The sequence below is a fragment of the Calothrix sp. NIES-2098 genome (assembly GCF_963875125.1).
Lineage (GTDB): Bacteria > Cyanobacteriota > Cyanobacteriia > Cyanobacteriales > Nostocaceae > Aulosira.
The window spans coordinates 8588477-8607540 of sequence record NZ_CAWNKJ010000001.1 but is presented as its reverse complement, the minus strand read 5'-3'; the positions used below and the strand labels follow the sequence as shown (position 1 = coordinate 8607540).

Genomic DNA, 19064 nt, shown 5'->3' with positions numbered 1-19064 from the left:
ATTTTGGTCAATCAAGGAAGTTAAGTAATATGAACAAATGGCAGTCTTGGGCAACTAGAGGAACGGTACCAATATTAGTGCTGGGTACTATAGCAGCACTCTCTCAGCCCAGCACAGCTAGCAACGTGCAAGTCACCTGTAAGACTAACGCTAGTACGCCAACGGTGATTGTTACTTTAAATCGAGAAGGTAAGACTCAAGAACACGCTATCTTGAAGTTTCTGCCGAAATATTTCTCAGCGGCGGATGCTTTGCAAAACTGCCAGAATACGGCTGGAAGTTTGCAGGCTGTCTATGATACGGGTAATTATAAGTATTTGACGACTGATAAGTTGAACGATCGACCTGTTGTTTGCGCTGTAGAACGCAGAGGTATCGGTTGCAATCATTACAGCGCTCAGGTTTTATTTAGTTTCAAACCCATCGAGAACCCCTCCCAAGCTTTCTACGAAATGTTAGGTAAGGATTTTAAACAAGCACAACGTCCCGATGTTCGGACTATTAGCCGTACTTACACAGATACCAAACCTTTTTGGTGGCCTTTTTAATTGAAGTACTTAACTAGATTTATTGATAACAAGCTTGTTTTCCTTGTTTTGCGGCTGCGTAATCGGGTTTTAGTTTGAGAGATCGATCGAAAGCCGCGATCGCTTTTTCATATTGGCGAAATTCACACAAGCTTAATCCCAAATAATACCAAATTTCGGCTTTTTGCGGATTAGTTAGCTGGTGGCGTTCTAGGAGAAAATAAAATTGAGCGATCGCGCGATCGTCTCGCTTTAAGGCTTGTAGCGCCAGTCCTTTACCGCGCAAAGCCGCGAAATATTGGGGATTATATTTTAATGCTTGCTCGTAAGCTTTTAATGATGCTTCGTATTCCTGTTTTTGCGATAGCACCTTCGCTTGATAGGTAAAACCAATAGCTAACTCTTTGGCATTTGCCTCTTTACGTTCAGCTTCCCACACTTCTTTTAAAAGCTCAATCGCTTGATTAACAGTAATCAGCGCTGTATCTGGTTGTTTGAGTGCTAGTAGTGCTTCAGTTTTGTTGATCCAGAATACAGGGTCTTTGGCATTGAGCATAATCGCTTTATCAAAAGCAGCGATCGCCTCATTATACTGTTTGAGGTTATATAGCGCTTCCCCTCGGCAATTCCAGGCATAAACAGCTTCCGGGTTAATAATAGTTGCTGTCGTGCAGGATTCTAGCATCTGGTTGTAGTCTTTTAGCCCAGCTAGGGCGTAGCCGCGGTTAGTCCAAGATTGGTAGTAGTTGCTATCGAGTTCTAAAAGTTTGTTGTATTTGGCGATCGCTTTTTGATATTCTCCTTGGTGCAATAGCTCGTTACCGCGTTTAAAAATTGTTTCTACTTGTAACCATCTAAATAGACTAAAACCTAAAACCATCAAGCCAGAACCACAGACCATCAAGCCAGCTATTAACAGCAACACCCAAAATCGTTTAGCTGCTCCAGGTTCGGGAGGTGTATAAGTATTGCTAACATTCAAAGTATTGGCTGATGGTGTAGGTTCGTAGATGGCTGTTTTTGCCAAAGAAGGCAGTAGTATCTTCTCTAATTCTCGCTCTACCCAAGCGCGATCAAAAACCAATTGGTAAATCCGATTCCCCAATTTCAGTTTGTCTTGATGTTGCACTGCTAATCCAAAGCGCAATAGTTCTCCCTGTTCTCGGCTTGCATTGATTGGAACTTCACCTTGCTGCCAAATTTTCTGGTATATTTCCAGCACTAATAAGGGATCGCATTGCCGATTGTGGATAATACCTAAGTGAATTTCTTGTAAATGCTCAGATGCTATTTGAGTTTCCCAATTATTAATCAAGCGCATCTTGACTAGCTGTTGCACTGTTGCTGCTTCTGCACCTGCGGGAATAAACTCTTGTGATTCCGCCAATAATTGACAAACTTTTTGAGTCAGAATCGGCTGTCCATCTGTCCAAAACAGAATCTCCGACAGCACAGTCTCCGGTGAAATAGCTTTTTCGTCTAATTTAAATAATTGAATCGTACCACGGCTCAACAGTCTTAATCTTGCTGATTCTCGATTTATCCAATTGGTATCAAAAACTAATTTGTAAATCCGATTTGCAACTCTTATTTGGTCTTGTTGTTGCACTACTAATCTTAAACGCAATAATTCTGCTTGTTCGGGGCTATTATTAGTAGGAACTTCTCCCTGTTGTAAAATTTGTTGGTACAATTCCAGCAAATATAAAGGGTCGCATTGTTGATTATTAATTATACTTTCACGTATCCCTTGTAAATGTTCGGCTGCTAGTTGAGTTTCCCAACTATCTATCAAGCACGTCTTAACTAGCTGTTGAACTGTGGCTGCTTCTGCACCTGCGGGAATAAACTCTTGTGATTCCGCTAGCAATCGACAAAGCTTTTGGGTAAGAATCGGCTGTCCTTCTGTCCAAAACAGCACTGCTGACATCAAAATTTCTGGACAACTAGCTTTTTCTTCTAACTTGAATAATTTAATCGTATTGTGGCTCAACAGTCTTAACTTTGCTGCTTCCTGCTGCACCCAATTGGCATCAAAAACTGATTGGTAAATGCGGTTTGAGACTCTTAATTGTTTCTGTCTTTGCTTTACCAAGCCTATTTGCAAAAGTTCTATCTGTTCGGAACTATTATTAGTGGGAATTTCTCCCTGTTGTAAAATTTGTTGGTACAATTCCAGCAAAGATAAAGGGTCGCATTGCTGATTTTGGAGAATACTTTCGCGTATTCTTTGTAAATGTTCGGCTGCCAGTTGAGTTTCCCAATGATAAATTAAACGAGTTTGTACCAGATGTTGTAAAGTTGTGGCTTCTGCACCTGCGGGAATAAATCCTGGCGAATCTGCTAGCATTCGACAAAGCTTTTGGGTAAGAATCGGTTGGCCATTTGTCCATGACAGCACTTCTGTCATTACCACATCTGGACGACTAGCCTTTTCATCTAATTTAAATAATCTAATAGTACTGCGGCTAAACAGTCTTAACATTGATGATTCCTGTTCTCCCAATTGAGAATCAAAACTCGATTGCTCAATTGAGTTCGCGGCTCTGATATTATTTTTCTGTTGTAATATCAATTCCTGCAACTGCTCTGTCTGCGTTAGGCTGTTAGGTGTTGAGATTTCGTCATGCTGCATTTGCTCTTCCAAAGCCAGATTTTCTAAAAAAAATTTGATGGTAGTGGGTTTCAACCAACCCTTAAGTACAGCTAATTCTCCGAAGCGAAGTTTTTTGTCTGGCTGTTCTGCGAGGATAGTTGCTATTTGCTGCTCATTTAATAGTCCCGCATCTTGTAAATACTTACCCAAGGACTGTTTTGGTTTTTGCTCTAGTACAGCTGGCCACTGCTGAGAGAAGAAATCAGCCGTTTCTTGTTTCAGCCAACCATGCGAGGCTAAAATTTCACCAAGCCGCGATCCATTAAATTGGCTCTGCTCTTTTAGAGCTATCTCTATCTGTTCGGATGAAATCAGATCGGCCTGTTGTAAAATTTTACCAAGCGGCTTCATAGAACAAGTAATATTAAGCTAAAAAAGAATATAGGAAGATCCAATTAAATTTTTAATTTGATGATTAAAGAGTTATCTTACCATTCACTTCAGTAGTTCGACTAATATTAATTATTAATTAATGGAATTTTGATTAAGATTAAGCTTCTGCCGCACAGCAGTTTGACGTTCAGGAAGCCAGCATGGCGGATTCTCGTGAGTACTGAGTTCAAAGCTTTGGGTGCAATGTCTATGACAAGCACCAGAAATTCCCTAAGTACCTTTAATGTTGACGCTCTGACATCACTAGTGTTTCGCTAACACACAGTTAAAAACAGGCTTCGTTGCTAATATCAGGCCATTCATAGAGAATATCCAGGCATTTGTGAACAACATTTTGATGTTTTTTATTCAAGCTCATATCATGTCCGTTTTAACACTTGTCATTGCGACTGTAGGGAAGCAATCGCAGAGACCTTGTGATTGCTACTCTACCCTTCGGGAACGACTTCGTCGAACGAGAAGCCGCTAGCCTGCGGCAACGCTTCGCGAACGCGTCTACGTTCCACTACGTTCCACTCGCAATGACATATCGCAACTAATTTAGCGGACATGATATTACCCATTGATCAAGCCAGCTTGAACGTTAAAACACCGGAGTACGGTGCTTGGTTTCAGCCATAGTGCCTACACCCAATGAAGCAAGGAACTTTTCATCAATAAATTTGTTGCTGAATATTCAGACAAATTTTTCTTCCTGTTCCCTCGATCAATTGACTTTGAAAGTTTCTACAGCTGCTTGTAATTCCTGGGAAATTTCAAAAGTCTGTTTTAGAGATTGCGAAGCCAGGCGCGAGTAGTTGCTAGTAAGTGTAGAAACTTGGGAAATTTCTTGCATTAGTTTGCTCACTGCTTGCGATGTTTCTACCTGAGATGATGTTGCCCAAGAAATTGATTGTACTAAATCATCAATTTGTTTGGAGACATCAAGAATCTGACTCAGGGAACTTTTAGCCTGTTCGACGATGTTAGTACCTTCTACTACCTGATTAGTTCCTAATTCCATTGCTGTGACAACTTCACTAGTTTCCCGTTGAATTTTGGCGACAATTTGGGCAATTTCTTGAGTAGCATCAGAGCAACGAGCTGCTAGCGAAGCAACTTCTTCAGCAATAATCGCAAAACCTTCACCTTCTACACCCGATCTTGTGGCTTCAAGTCCGGCGTTGATCGCTAAAAAGTTAGTTTGAGTAGCTATTTGGTTAATTAAGGCCACTACATGAGAAATTTGTTGCGAAGATTCTCCCAGACGCTTGACTTTTTTTGCCGTGTCGCCAATGGTTGAGCGCAGTTTTAAAATATTTTGTACAGCCAGATCCATAGCTTGGCCATTTTCTTCAGCAGTACAGGATGCTTGATGAGCAACTAAGGCAGCTTTTCTCGCGTTTTCTGCTACAGATTCAATCGAACTTTTCATTTGGTCAACACTAACCAAACTGAGGCTGATATCGTCTGCTTGTTGGAGTGCTTTGGCCGCAAGTTGGCGGATAGCTACTTCGTTTTCGCCAATGGCTGTATTTACCTGGATAGCTGATGTTTTGACTTTAGTGACTATCGCTCTGAGACTTTCCACAATTGAGTTAAAAAAGTCAGCAACAGTACCAAGTTCTCCAGATGTGACTTCCGAACGCACAGTCAAATCGCCTTGGGATGCACCTTCAATATCTCTAAGGAGAGTGAGTATTTGTTCTTGTAGTGCTTCATTTTGTTGGCGTTGCTCAATAGCAGCAGTTTCAGCACGGGAACGAGCTGTCTCTATTTGTTCTAGAAGATATGATTGCTCTAATGCATAGCCAACTGGAATTGCTACTTGCTTTAACAACTCAATTTCCAATTGTTGCCAATTCCGAGTACTGGAACATTGGTGTGCTATCAGCAAGCCATATAGCTTGTTATCGAGCAAAATGGGTGCAACTATATTCGCTTTGACTGCAAATTGTTCTAGTTGGTGAAGATGACACTCGGTTAATCCAGCTGCATAAATGTTTTCTAGCGCTTGAACTCGGCCTTGCTGGTATTTATGAACATAATCACTGGCAAAACAAGGGTCTGCAATCTCTTTTCCTAAGGCTTTAGGCCAATCCCTACCAACGGATTCGGCAATAATCTTACCTTGCCAATTGTCATCAAAGCGATAGACGATCGCGCGATCGACTGCGATCGCTTCTCTGATACTGGTGACTGCTACATTCAGGATATGTGTAGTGTTGAGCGATCCCCGAAAACGAGCCGTAATTTCATTGACGACTTGCGCTAATTTTGCTTCATTTTCTTGGCGGATGAGTTGTTGCGTCATCCGATCGGCGATTTGGTTAAAAGTGTTAGCTAATTGTCCGATTTCATCATTAGCAAAAATCTCAGTACGAGCAGCGCGATCGCCTTGATTAAATTTTTTAGCTGTTTGCCCTAGCTGCTGGATAGGTTGAACAACTCCCCGCTTCAAAACGAATGTCCAAAATAAAATGAGTGTTAATGCTAAAATAATTGCAATTAATTCTAACCAAAAATTATTTTGTAGCAATTGACTCAGAGCAGTTTCTGGAGTTCCTCTCACTAAAATAGCTACCGATTTTTCATCAAAATTAGCGATTGATTGCTCGTCTGTTTCCACGATCGTATTGGGTACAGCTTTAGCAGCCATTGCATAAGTTTTGTTTCCTAAATTTAACTTTGTAGTAACTACATTACCTTTGGCTGTTGCTGCTGCTTCTAAGAAAGATTTTGCTGCTTGGGGTAATTTGATATTAGCTTGTGCCCGATCTAAATTCTGAGATTTACTTTGTTCTAACGCTGTTGCTAAAGTAAATTCACCTGTTGGTTGACGTAAATATACAGCACTATAGCCGCCATTTGTAGCTTTTAATGTGTCTCTAACAATCTGGTCTTTACCATTAACAATATCACCAGTTACTAAAGCACCAACAACAGCTTGTGTAGTTGGATTTTTGACGGGCGTTACTGTGTAACGAATCAGAGCATCTTGATTGTTAAGAGCATTCGCTAACAAAGGTAATTCTTGACTAAGCTCCGATGCACTAATAATTCTCGTAGCTTTCATCTGTTGAAGATTATTGAATACTTCACTCACTAAATTATCGGGATTAAAAATTTCAGCTTCCCGATTAGCATTGGCATTTGCAATAATCTTAAAATCTTTACCCACTAGGGTAGCATAATCAATTTTTCCAGCTTTGATTTCGTTTTCTAGGATTTGCTTGACTTCGGCTTGCAATCGCTGACTTACTGCTTGTCCAGAAGAATGCAAAATCGCAGATTTAATAATTGTAGGGTTATCAGATTGACTAAGAGATACCAATCCCATCTCATCGATCTGAATATTGTAATTAATATCTGTAACAGCCAATTCTGACTTTGCTTGTTCAAGCAATGTATTTTGAAAATTGTGACTAATTAACCATCTACTTACTACGCTGAGTCCTAAAATAGTAATGACTTCAGATACTATTAAAGCAATTAGTTGTTTGCGGCTAAGAGAAAGGTTATAAAATCTCTGCAATAAAGATTTCTTTTCTGTGTGAGATGTACTTTTGTTATTTTGAGTATTCGCAATATTTTCCGCAGCAGAACCGCGAGCGATATCAAGAGTAAATGGTGAATTTAAAGCAGGGGGATGGTATGTTGATTTCATCCCATTTTTCTCGGCATGAAGTCCATTATTCATATATCATTTTTACCTTTTAGTCAATTGGTATACCCAACCCAAGTCGTTAATATTAATCAGCCAATTCCTAATGAAAATAGAAAAGTGAACTACAAGCCTGCCAAAACCAATAGGGAATCAAAAAATCTGATATTTTTGCCTAATTTCGTCTGAAATCATCTAAAATCATTAGATATTTGAGATCGATAATTTAATAGCTTACTAGAAAATAGGTAGAAATTAGTATAATAGTGGGATTTTTGTCAGTAAATCATCCTCTTCACAAAATTGTAAATTTTACTTGAAGAATAACTGTTAATCGTTGGTTCGCTATTCTTAAATATTGCATGACAAAATCTGTTAGATATTGGCCTATCGGAGTGAATATTGCAATAAAAATTGCAACACTTCTCGTTAATATTGATGGTTTATTGGCAACCCACAATTGCTGCGATCGCCAAATCTGACATCTCAGCTTGGCAATACCTGGAAAATTTACCATAGATATTATGTTAATATCAAGCTTGTAAATTGATAGACAGTGAGTTAACATAATTACTATGAGCTAACAGCTATTAGTTTGCTATTTTTTTTTAACAAATATTCTATAAGTAGTAAATTATCTCGTCTATTTCTCACCTTTTTTAGTAAACTATTTAACTAACAAGAAATATAAATACCTCAATTAAAATTTACAATTCTCTGAGTAATTCTGTCAAGCAAAGATAGAATGTGCTATTTTTTACATAAAGTTTATAAAAAAGATGACTTACTTTCTTGTGTTTATATTGATGCTAAAACTATAAAATTAGCAGATTTAGAGTCAAAATTCAGAAGAGAGAATTCAGGAATTAGAAGATTTAAAGAATTAATTTCCTATAGGAATTCAGGATTTTGGGTTCTGAATATTGGGCGCTGAATTTTACAATTTAGCCCCTATCACAGTCATAAATGAGCTATGAACAAAAAGATACCCGAATTCTTGAATAAGTTGGGTATCTGAGACTTTTGATGTTTAATAGACCACTCCTAAATTTTGGCTACTGAATGCTGAATTATAATAATTATGATTTAATCAAGATAGATAAGATAGCAATAAAGTTTAAATTGATTTTGCTTGTTTTTAATATTAATTAAATAACCCAAATAATATAAATAAATTTACTTGCATGTAAGGTTATTACTTGATTTTTAATATATGCATATTTGTGAATCACCTCTCTGGGCAAGGTTTTGATTTATCCAGTTTAAATTTTGAGTAATATTGTAAATAATCAGAAGGCATTGAAATACTTTGATCTAGAATGCATTAATTAAGTGTTGCAACTGTTTTAGAGGCTATTGCAAATTTTGCGCTTCGATACTAGCCATTTTTCTAGGTTACATTCTCCCCAATTTTCTGATGCCAGTTATCAGTAAAACAAGACAGGATATGAGCATCTGAAAACGTTTGTGGAGAAATTAGATGTCTTCATTACTAGAATTGTCCAATAGTTTAGCTGATACCGTAGAACAAGCAGGAAATGCTGTAGTTGCAGTGAATGCTGGCACGCGCATTTCTTCTAGTGGAATTCACTGGCGTCAGGGTATTATTGTTACTTCCGATGAGTCGCTTCAGCGTTATGACGAAATCACTGTCACTCTGTTTGATGGTCGTTCTGTCGCTGCTACGCATTTGGGACATGACTCTAGCACTGATATAGCTGTTTTCCAACTCCAAGATGGGGAAACTCCGGTGGCGAAAATTGGCGATGCAACAACACTGAAAATTGGCCATTTAGTCTTAGGAATAGCGAGAAGCAACGCAGGCGAGTTGCGTGCGGCTTTAGGTACTGTGAGTGTAATTAGTGGTGCTTGGCGCAGCATGAGTGGTGGTAATATCGACCAATTCATCCGTCCCGATATGACTCTTTACCCTGGTTTTGCGGGTGGGGCGCTTGTAGATGCGGCTGGTTATGTGGTAGGCATGAACACATCAGGACGGCGCGGTACTGCTTTAACTATTCCCGCAGCTACAGTCAATCGTGTAGTCGATCAATTGTTAGCCAAGGGACACATTGCACGCGGTTATTTAGGTGTAGGAATGCAACCTGTACGCTTACCTAATAATCTGATCGCAGCTTTGAGTTTAACTTCTGCTACTGGTGTAATTGTTGTCAATGTCGAGCCTGCTGGCCCTGCCGATCATGCAGGTGTACTGCTTGGGGATGTGTTGGTAGCATTCGATGGCACAACCGTGAGTGATACGGGTGATGTAATGGCGCTGTTAAATAGTAGCGATCGCGTCGGTAAAACTGTCCCACTGCAAGTTATCCGGGGTGGGGTGTTAGTTGAATTAGCAATTACAGTTGGCGAACGACCATTTGAGCAGTACTCAAATCAAGAAGATTCGGAAAAATCTAGCGATCGCTCTCACCACAGAAGAGGGCGACATGGTAGGAGAGGTTCGTCCCATTCTCGTTAACTAATTAAGGCAGAAGCAAGAAAGCAGAGGGCAGAAGGGAATATGATTACTACAAAAATTACAAACCTTACCGATGAATTGGCAACTCTCGCTGCTAAGTTACGCCACAGTACAGTCAAAGTTCAAAGCAATTCTCAAGGAGTTGGTTCTGGTGTCATCTGGCAAAGTGATGGGTTAATTATTACCAATGCCCATGTCGCAACCAGCAACCAAGCAAAGGTGGAATTGGCTGACGGACGAGTATTTGACGCTGTGCGTACCCACTTTGACCCACAGCAAGATTTAGCGGCTCTGAAAATTACTGCTACTGACTTACACACTGCAACTATTGGTGATTCTGATGCATTGCGAGTGGGTGAGTTAGTGTTGGCGGTGGGTAATCCGTTGGCTGATAGTGGTGCTGTTACTTTAGGGATTATTCACGCTTATCATCAAAAAGCAGTTATGGCTGATATCCGGCTGTATCCGGGTAATTCTGGAGGGCCGCTGGCTGATTGTCTCGGTCGAGTTGTGGGGATTAATACAATGGTTGTTAACGGTTTGGCTGTAGCGATCCCCAGTTTAGCTGTCAATCGCTTTTTGCAAGCTCCAAATCGTCCGCGATTGGGGGTGACTTTACAACCTGTTTGGGTGGGTAGACGCAACCTCGGTTTATTGGTGTTGTCTGTTCTTCCTGAGAGTACGGCGGCGATCGCAGGTGTAGAAATTGGTGATGTGTTAATCGGAATTTCTGGGCAATTATTTACTAACAGTGATGACCTGGGCAAATATCTCCAACAACACCAAAATCAAGAATCAATTCCTTTACAACTCTGGCGTAGCGGTCAACAACTTGTGGTTTATGTGCGATTGCAGAGTGATAAAACTGCGGTGGAGGCTACATGATCCGGGTGTTGGTAGTTGCTACTTCCCCGGTGGTACGGGCGGGTTTATCGGCTGTAGTTAGTAGCAATTCCCAGTTGAATGTTGTGGGGAGTGCATCAAATTTAGATACCGCGATCGCGGAAGTTGGGCAATTACAACCGGATGTAATACTGCTAGATTTAAGTAGTAATGCACAAGCATCTATGTGGGAAAAATTGCTACTTTTTCAAGAGGAGCAATACCCTGTAGGATTTCTCACGATCGCAGAGGAAATTGAAAGCATTGATATAGAAGCAGCATTCCGTTCTGGCGTTCGGGGTATATTGCCTAATGACAGTAGAGAGTCAGAAATTATCGCTGCTGTCATTGCGATCGCAGATGGTTTAGTGGTGCTACACCCAGATTTTTTGGATTTATTGCCTATGCGGGAAAAAGTAGCGACTACCCCCGTGCAAACTCTGACGCCAAGAGAAATTGAAGTATTAGAAATGCTCGGTTCTGGTTTAGGTAATAAAGCGATCGCTAAACATTTGCAGATTTCTGAGCATACTGTAAAGTTTCATATCTCATCGATTTTTCAAAAGCTGGCTGTCTCAACCCGTACCGAGGCTGTGACTGTTGGTGTCAGGCTAGGTTTGATTATGCTGTGATCGTTAAAAAGTTTGTAGTAAGAGCTTTAGTCCTGTTCTTCGGGCTAAAGTCCTTACTACAAGAAAATCTGATTCAGCTTAATTACTCAGCTAATGATTGACCAGCTTTGCTCAGTAACTTACCCAGCCTTTTCAGAGGGCCTTTAAATCCTCTTGCAGCTTCAGCACCAGCTTGTTCGGTTTGTTCGCCTAATTTTGTCAGTACTGGTGCAAAGTCTGCACCTTTAGCAGTTTTGCGCTTCAACAGTTGCTTAAGTTCTTTCAATCCATTGGCGATTTCTTGGAGATTTTCATCCTCCGACTTGTGCAATAAGGTGTACCAAGTATCTATTGCACCTTGCGCTACTTCCGGCTCAATCTCTGTCAGATCTCCCTCAAGTGTTTCTACCAGCGAGTCTATTTGTTCAATTTGCTCGCGGTCTTCTTGTTTACCTAAGGAAACACCTATTTTGCTGAGTTGCTTACCCAATCTCTGCAAAGGAGTCTTTAGTTCTTTGTTAGCGTCAGAACCGAAGTCGCTTGTTTGGTCGCCAATTTCGATGAGGACTTCACCAATTTCATGACCTGTGGCTTTACCACTTTTCACAAGTTGCTTGAGGTTTTTGAGACTATTGGCAATTTCTTTGATTTCTGGTTCTTTGGCTTTGTGCAAAGAACTATACCACTGGTCAATTAAATCAACAGCAGCTTCACTATCTAGAGAAGTTAAGTCTCCTTCAAGTGCTTCAAAAAGTGAATCTAGCTCCAAGTTATTGTTTTCATTGGTTTTTGTTGCTGTTGCACCTTCTTTTTTAGAGGCAGTTTCACTTTGTTTGTTCTTGCTTTCTTGTTGAGAAGCCATCTGTAAATTCCGTAGTTAGGTATGTACAGGTAACACTTTATAAAGTTCCTGAGAGCTTTCCCTCATTCTCAAGAGTCAATATTCTGCCACTTGTATATAGGCCTTAGGATAGAAACAATTTCCCAAGATGATGCGCTAGGGATTTGTGGAAATACTGTTTGGATAGAAGAAGTAAGGATTGTTATTGATGAGGCGATCGCCAATTGTATCTGTCTTGTTCAAACGACCGTCATTGCGACCGAAGGGAAGCCACTTCGTGTCTACGTTCCACTACGTTTCACTCGCAATGACATATTGAGGGTAATTTGTCGGACACCATATTACTTATGTTGGATGTCGTCTATGAAAACTTAATACAGTAAGGGCATGGCATTGCCATGTCCCTATGAGAAATCTATCTGTATCAAAGTTTTCGTTAATTGGTACAACAGCTATTTATTGCTTCAAAAAGCGCTGACGCATTCGAGATACAAAACTATTGATCTCTGGTATTTTCAACCATGAGGCAAAAATAGCAAACACACCCAGCCCTACTAAGCCAGCTACAGATAACTCTATCAACAGAATTAGTAAATTTTCTTTACCTAAAACCTGGCGACAACCAACCAAAGCTCCATAGCTAGCGACTCCAGATACTATGCTACCAGCTGTTAAACCAATAATTGGTAGACTCCATTCTCGCCAAGGTAAGCCATTAAGTTTGCGATCGAGCAACCATAACAGCATTAACATCGAGCTACAATTTACGCCAACTGTTGCTAACACTAAACCCGGAGCGCCAAACGGTTTCACAAAAAACCAATCTAGTACGATATTAAGGAAGATATTAAAAGCACTAATGCGAAAAGGTGTTTGACCGTCGCCTAAAGCATAAAATACTCTGACTAAAACATCACGTCCTAAATAAGCAAACATCCCAATACCATAAGCAATTAGCAACGAAGAAACTAATTGTGTAGCTTCTTGCTTGAAAGCACCGCGCTCATAAACTACTTGGACTATGGGAACAGATAAGGCTACCATTAAAGCCCCTAAAGGTAGCATGGTAAAGGCAGTCAGTAGCAGTCCTTGGCGAATGCGTAATTTGAGATCGTGCCAATTTTCTGGTGCAGCGAGTCTAGCAAACATCGGCAATAGGGGCAACAAAATAATATTAGAAATAATCCCTAAAGGCGTTTGCACTAAGAGATTGGCATAGTTAAACCCAGCCGCCGCACCGGGAATGGGACTGGCAAAGTAAAGGTCTGTAGCAACATTAATTGGCATCATCCCCGAAGAAATGGTTGCCGGAGTCATGATGTTAATTACTTCTCGAACTGCGGGGGATTTAAAATCAAATCGTAGCCTTAATGTGCCTAATCCTAAGCGCCACTGCACAATTAACTGCACCAACCATTGGAGAACGGCTCCTGCTAGAGTTCCCCAAGCTAAGACCATGCCACCAATGTAAGCGTATTCTGGCAGAATAATATTTTTGCCATATTGCAAAGCCAAAATTCCAATGCCGACAACAACGGTAATACTCGATAGTAAGGGACTGATGGAGAGTAACCAATATTGATGAGCAGCATTGAGAGTCCCAAAGCCAATGCCGATTAAGCCGGAAAATAAAGCCATTGGAGCCATGATGCGGATCTGTTGGATCGCGATCGCTCTGGTGGTTTCTTTTAAACCATGACCGACGAAATCGACGATCGTATCCGCAAACACAACTTGCGCTAAGGTTACGATTAAGAGTATTCCCGCGACTAGGGTTGTTACTGTTTCTACTAAAGGAGCAGCTTCTTCTTGTTTGCGCTTGGCTAAAACACTAACAATGGCGCTGTGTAACGGCCCGTTGACACCGCCGAGTAAAATTAATAAAAAACCAGGAATAATGTAGGCATAACTATAGGCAGTGGCAGCAGCACCAACACCAAAAGCCGCAGCGATCGCTTGCTGCCGTACTAAACCAAAGATTTTACTAATTAAGGTAGCAATGGCAACAATGCCAGCAATTCCAGCGAATGAACGAGTGGGTTTTTGGTCTTGTTTGGTCACGAATAGTACCCGACAACTCTTGCTGAGTTCATATCTGAAAACATTAACCTGAAATTGTAAAGTCTATCAGGTAAATTTTCACTAAAAGGCGATCGCAAGTCTATTTTTTCTCCAGGTTTGCCATTCATAATTTAGCTCGGAACTCAAGGATACTGTTGCCGAACTACCTGATGGGTCAGACCCATCAGTATAATATCTCCAAGATTAAGAGTGCGTTTCAACGCACTTAAGCTATTAGCCCGCAATTTATTGCAGGGCGGGAATTATCGCAAAACGAGATAAGTTTTAGTCCCCTTGCGGGGAAATGATTGATGGAAACTGCCGGGTAAAGACGGGATAACAACCGTCGTGCAAGTGTTTCAATCCCCTTGCGGGGAAATGATTGATGGAAACAATTAATGGAGTACATGATCACCTAATATGCGCAAAGTTTCAATCCCCTTGCGGGGAAATGATTGATGGAAACGACGTTCCTACTAGTGTTACTGGTGCTGTCACTGACATGTTTCAATCCCCTTGCGGGGAAATGATTGATGGAAACTTTGTACTGCGCCTAAGCCAGATTCGTAAGGCGAAATATCAGTGTTTCAATCCCCTTGCGGGGAAATGATTGATGGAAACGCTCGGTTCTGAAACTTAACCAGAGCAAGGTTTTTGGGAAGGGTTTTCGCGAACCGAAAAAAATGGTCTTTTTCAGCCTACCTTATTGCAAGGCATTTGCAACTAAACAAATTCTTGAAACGCTGAAATTATTAACTTATCAAGGTTCTGGCGATTTTCGTGAACCCCCGGTGTTTTTGCCCCCGCTTCAGTTCACAAAGAACTTAGCTGGTAACTAAAATCATAAGTTACTCATTGGCTGTTGTCGAGAAGTTTGAAATTTGCACAGAGCAATCTACAACTATAACTAAGTTGGGCTTTAAGGTTTAATCATTGACTATTAGATGTTGGGGTGGGTGTAGGTGTAGGAGTGTCGGTGACAGTTGGTGTCGGTGTTGGTGTTGTTGTGACGGTGGGTGTGGGTGTAGGAGTGTCGGTAACAGTTGGTGTCGGTGTTGGTGGGGTGGGAGTTTGGGCTGTGATGGTTAGTTGATAATCTGTTGCTTGCGATCCTGTATTTACAACCACAAATTCATAAAATCCATCTTCAGGTAGCTTGATTGACAAACTGCGCTGGGTAGAATCTTCTAAAAATTTGATTTTGCCAGAGGGTGAATATATTGATAGCAAAACTTTAGAATTGGCTTTGAGATTCACTTCTAAAGATTGCTCTTTGGCAAGTCCAGCAATAAAAACTTTGCCATTACTGGGGCTAAGATTACCACTAACTGTTTTACTGGTAGCACCTTGATCAAAGACAATTTTTTGAAAAGCGCTACCAGCTAAAATCGCACTCAGCTTGTCACTGACAAAGCCATACCAAACTTGTCCAATGGGTTGATTGACAAAATCTTTGTTGCGCTGGGTGGGGAAAGCAGCAAAGAAAGCAGCATCTCCTAAATCGTATAACGAACGACTACCAACGTTGACTTGGTTAACTTCCACTTTCCAGCGATCGCGTTCTGCTGATGTGTAAGTTCCGAGTTGCTGGCGTGCTTTGGTACTCAGTTGTGCAAGTTTGTCTAATACTTCGCCTGCTAGTCGATCCCATTGTGCCCGCAAATTTTCATCTTCAGGGCGATCGCTCAGAGTTCGTCCTTTTAAACTGGGATTTTGTTCCCAAAACAGTTGATTTACCAAGTTAACGTAGAAATTATTGTCTATACCCAACTGTTGACGGCGATCGCGCAATTTATCTTTGCGTTGCTGTTCTGCTGGGGAATACTGCGGCGGAGTAGTAGTGGCTGTAGGTGTGGGTGTAGGTGAAATTGTAGGATCGCCTCCATTCAAATCCGATCGCAGCAAATTATTTACTCCCCACAAACCCACTCCCGCAATCCCAGCTGTTACTAATACAATGAGAAAGGTTTTGGTTGGTGTCCAAGAATTTGTCGGTTGAGGTGGAGGTGACGAGATCGGAACTGGGGGAGATGGGTAACGCGGAGAAGCGATCGCAACAGTCTCAGATGTGGTGGGAGGTGTAGGTGCTTGGGTAGGCGGTTGTGTGGGTACATAGCTTATCGCCTGCTGGGGGTTGAGTGCTTCTAAGACTTGACGAGCCGATTGATAGCGATCGCCTGGTCTAGGAGATAGCATTTTATTTAAAATTTGCCCCAAAGCTGGACTCAGGCTAACTTCTCTGTCCCATTGCCAATTTAGGGTATAAGTATCAATTAATTCTTGTGGTTGCTTTCCTGTCAGTAAAACCAACATAGTAGCTGCCAAAGCATATAAATCGCTGTGGGGAGACACCAAACCAGTTTGCATTTGTTCTGGGGGTGCAAATCCCACCTTACCCAGTAAAGTTGCTCCTGCGGGAGATCCAACAACACCAGGCTGGTAATATTCAGAGGCGACCGTTGCTACTACTTGTTTCACGCCGCCAAAATCAATTAATACTGGTAATTGATCGAGCTTACGCAGAATCAAATTATCGGGAGAAATATCGCGGTGAATTACGCCTAGAGAGTGTATGTATTCCAAAACTGGGAGGATTTGCTGCAACAACTGTCTAATTTCCGCCTCTGTAAACCGCAAACCTTGCGATCGGCGAGTATTTAGTAAAGAGTTGTAAGTTTGCCCTTCTACATAATCTTGCACCAAAAACAGGTATTCTTTACCATCCAAATTGATGCGGAAATTTTCCCGAAAGCGCGGAATTTGGGGATGTTGCAGCTTGTAGAGAACGCTGGCTTCTCGCTGAAACAGTTCTTCCGCTTTTTGTAAAACGTAAGCCGTTTGAACTTGAGGAGAAAATTCTTTTAAAACACAAAGTTCGCGAAAACGGTTAACATCTTCAGCTAAATAAGTACGTCCAAAACCACCTTGCCCAATTTGACGCACAATTAAATAGCGATCGCCTAAAACTTGTCCCGGTTGGATACTGTAATTTACAGGCGTATCTAATAACTTCTCACCGCAATTCAGGCAAAAGCGGCTCCCTGCGGGATTTTCGTGTCCTTTGGAGCAATAGACAGGATGCATATTAATTAGTTAATAGTCATTAGTCATTTGTCATTCGTCAAGAGTCCAGAGTCAAGATTTATTAGTGATTTCTCCCCACACTCCCCACACTCCCCACAATCTCTCATCCTCCTCATTCCCCTCATCTGCTCCTTAGTTGCCAGATTGTACCTTACTTACTCGATCGGCTGCGATCGCATACCAAATCTGACCGTAAGTTTGTTGATTCAGTTTCCCACGCGGCTGACCGGGAAACAAGCGATCGAATTGTTCGTATGTATCTTTTGTTAATTGATTTATTGTATAGTTACCAAACTGTCCATTGCGTGCTTGTTGCCTCCAAGTATCGTAATCTCTCTGACTGTAGCTTCCTAGTTTACGACGAGCCGCTGAACTGAGATTAGCTTGTTCCAGTTTTTGCAACAAGTTTTCGGCAATACCATACCATTCATCTCGTAATGCGGCATCTTCTGGTTTAGAGGTCAGGCTGCGTCCTTGTAATTCTGGCTTTTGTGAATAGAACAAATTATCTACCATGCGGATGAAAAATCCTTCGGGAATTTCCAGTTGTTGGCGGCGGCTTAAAATTTGACTAATGCGACTCGTTCCTTTATCGCTAACTGGTTTACTTGCAGGAAGCGATATTGATGGGATTTTTGGGAGAGAAATTGACGATATACTGCGAATAATGCCATTTACTACCGCAAAGCTGCCTACACCAACTAAAACTACTACAGCCGTTCCTCCCAGACTCACAGCAAAAGGACGCAGCCAAGCAGGAAGAGGCATTTTATTAGCTATTAGTTGCGTTTTGCTATGGATTTTACTAATAATTTGATTAGTCTGTTTGCGCCCTGGAGCAACCACCATCGTCTTAATTTTGGTAATGTAAGGATTTGGTTGTTTAGTAGCAACTTTTGAAGGTAAATCTTTCAATACTTGACTAGCATTTTGATAGCGAGCGTTAGGTTGATACGCCAACATCTTTTTTAACACTGCTTCTAGCTTGGGACTGACTTTGATTTCTTTTCCCCAAAGCCAAATTCCTTGGTAGCTGTCATAAAGCATTTGTGGTTCCTTTCCAGTCAGCAGCACCAAAGCTGTCACTGCTAAAGAATATAAATCGCTACTAAAAAAAACTTTGCCTTGTCTTAGTTGTTCTTCTGGAGCATAGCCTTTTTTCCCTAATAAAGTATGATTTACCGCCAACTGGGTAAACCAAAAACCTTGAGAAGCTGGTAATTGTTTCACTCCACCAAAGTCAATTAATATTGGTAAATTATCAGAACGCCGCCAGATTAAATTCTCTGGTGAAATATCGCGATGAACTACATCTTTGGAATGCAAATAGGACAGCACAGGTAAGATTTTTTCTAATAATGTCAGTACTTCTTCTTCACTAAAAGTCTGTCCTTGACTTTGACGCTGTTCTAACAACTGGCGATAATTATCACCATCTATATAATCTTGTACTAAAAAGAAAAAATCTCTACCCCCTAACTTCTCTTGTAGCGAGGCGTGAAACTTAGGGATTTGCGGATGCTGGAGTTTTTTGAGGACATTTGCTTCACGCTCAAATAACTCTTTAGCTTTTTGTAAATCTTGCTGTTCTTGTACTTGCGGTGCAAATTCTTTAAGTACGCATTGTTGGTTAGATTGATTTCGATCCTCAGCCAAATAAGTACGCCCAAAACCACCTTCACCTAATTGACGTATAATTTTGTAGCGTTTATCCACCAGCTGCCCTACAGGAAGAGGCAAGGGTTCACCGCAGTGCGTACAAAAACGGTTACTGCCATTATTTACGTGTTGTTTTGTGCAATAGACTTGCATGGCGTTGAAGGATAAACTAGGTTTTTAGAAATTGCTACAAGAGCGAAAGTTCCATTTACAGAAATTTTCGCAATT

The 19064-nt window shown here is 41.1% G+C and carries 10 protein-coding genes and 1 CRISPR repeat array; of the genes, 4 read left to right on the top strand and 6 right to left on the bottom strand.

What is annotated here, in order from left to right:
- Nucleotides 1-29: 29 nt before the first annotated feature.
- Entirely contained in the window at nucleotides 30-548 is a 519-nt protein-coding gene (locus AACU33_RS36155; protein WP_096595039.1) for a COP23 domain-containing protein, read from the top strand.
- Nucleotides 549-567: 19 nt separating this feature from the next.
- Here the strand turns inward: AACU33_RS36155 and AACU33_RS36150 are convergent, their stop codons facing one another.
- Both AACU33_RS36150 and AACU33_RS36145 read right to left on the bottom strand, forming a co-directional pair.
- Nucleotides 568-3534 carry a tetratricopeptide repeat protein gene (locus AACU33_RS36150; RefSeq protein WP_096595038.1) on the bottom strand — a complete coding sequence of 989 codons (2967 nt, stop codon included), beginning with the start codon at nucleotides 3532-3534 and terminating at the stop codon, nucleotides 568-570.
- Nucleotides 3535-4282: 748 nt separating this feature from the next.
- On the bottom strand, nucleotides 4283-7255 hold the full coding sequence (locus tag AACU33_RS36145) for a methyl-accepting chemotaxis protein (protein ID WP_339376475.1): 2973 nt from the start codon (nucleotides 7253-7255) through the stop codon (nucleotides 4283-4285).
- A 1444-nt stretch (nucleotides 7256-8699) separates the two neighbouring features.
- Here AACU33_RS36145 and AACU33_RS36140 point away from each other — a divergent pair.
- Genes AACU33_RS36140 through AACU33_RS36130 form a run of 3 tightly spaced genes read left to right on the top strand, consistent with a single transcriptional unit; the run spans nucleotide 8700 to nucleotide 11212 of the window.
- Nucleotides 8700-9698: a S1C family serine protease gene (locus AACU33_RS36140; RefSeq protein ID WP_096595037.1), complete on the top strand. Its 999-nt coding sequence runs from the start codon at nucleotides 8700-8702 to the stop codon at nucleotides 9696-9698.
- Between the two features lie 42 nt (nucleotides 9699-9740).
- Nucleotides 9741-10583 carry a S1C family serine protease gene (locus AACU33_RS36135; RefSeq protein ID WP_096595036.1) on the top strand — a complete coding sequence of 281 codons (843 nt, stop codon included), beginning with the start codon at nucleotides 9741-9743 and terminating at the stop codon, nucleotides 10581-10583.
- Complete coding sequence (locus tag AACU33_RS36130; RefSeq protein WP_096595035.1) at nucleotides 10580-11212, top strand: response regulator transcription factor; 633 nt, start codon at nucleotides 10580-10582, stop codon at nucleotides 11210-11212. The genes AACU33_RS36135 and AACU33_RS36130 overlap by 4 nt, the downstream gene beginning before the upstream one ends.
- An 82-nt stretch (nucleotides 11213-11294) precedes the next feature.
- On the opposite strand, the gene AACU33_RS36125 is transcribed toward AACU33_RS36130, so the two are convergent.
- From AACU33_RS36125 to AACU33_RS36110, 4 genes are all read right to left on the bottom strand, one after another.
- Nucleotides 11295-12053 (bottom strand): hypothetical protein, encoded by a 759-nt coding sequence (locus AACU33_RS36125; RefSeq protein ID WP_096595034.1) that lies wholly within the window; start codon nucleotides 12051-12053, stop codon nucleotides 11295-11297.
- A 435-nt stretch (nucleotides 12054-12488) separates the two neighbouring features.
- On the bottom strand, nucleotides 12489-14093 hold the full coding sequence (murJ, locus tag AACU33_RS36120; RefSeq protein WP_096595033.1) for a murein biosynthesis integral membrane protein MurJ: 1605 nt from the start codon (nucleotides 14091-14093) through the stop codon (nucleotides 12489-12491).
- Nucleotides 14094-14375: 282 nt separating this feature from the next.
- Nucleotides 14376-14714: direct repeats of the CRISPR family, unit length 37 nt; unit sequence GTTTCAATCCCCTTGCGGGGAAATGATTGATGGAAAC.
- Nucleotides 14715-15023: 309 nt separating this feature from the next.
- Complete coding sequence (locus AACU33_RS36115) at nucleotides 15024-17177, bottom strand: serine/threonine-protein kinase (protein WP_096595032.1); 2154 nt, start codon at nucleotides 17175-17177, stop codon at nucleotides 15024-15026.
- 132 nt (nucleotides 17178-17309) lie between these two features.
- Nucleotides 17310-18989, bottom strand: a complete 1680-nt coding sequence (locus tag AACU33_RS36110) for a serine/threonine-protein kinase (protein WP_096595031.1) — start codon at nucleotides 18987-18989, stop codon at nucleotides 17310-17312.
- Between the last annotated feature and the right edge of the window lie 75 nt (nucleotides 18990-19064).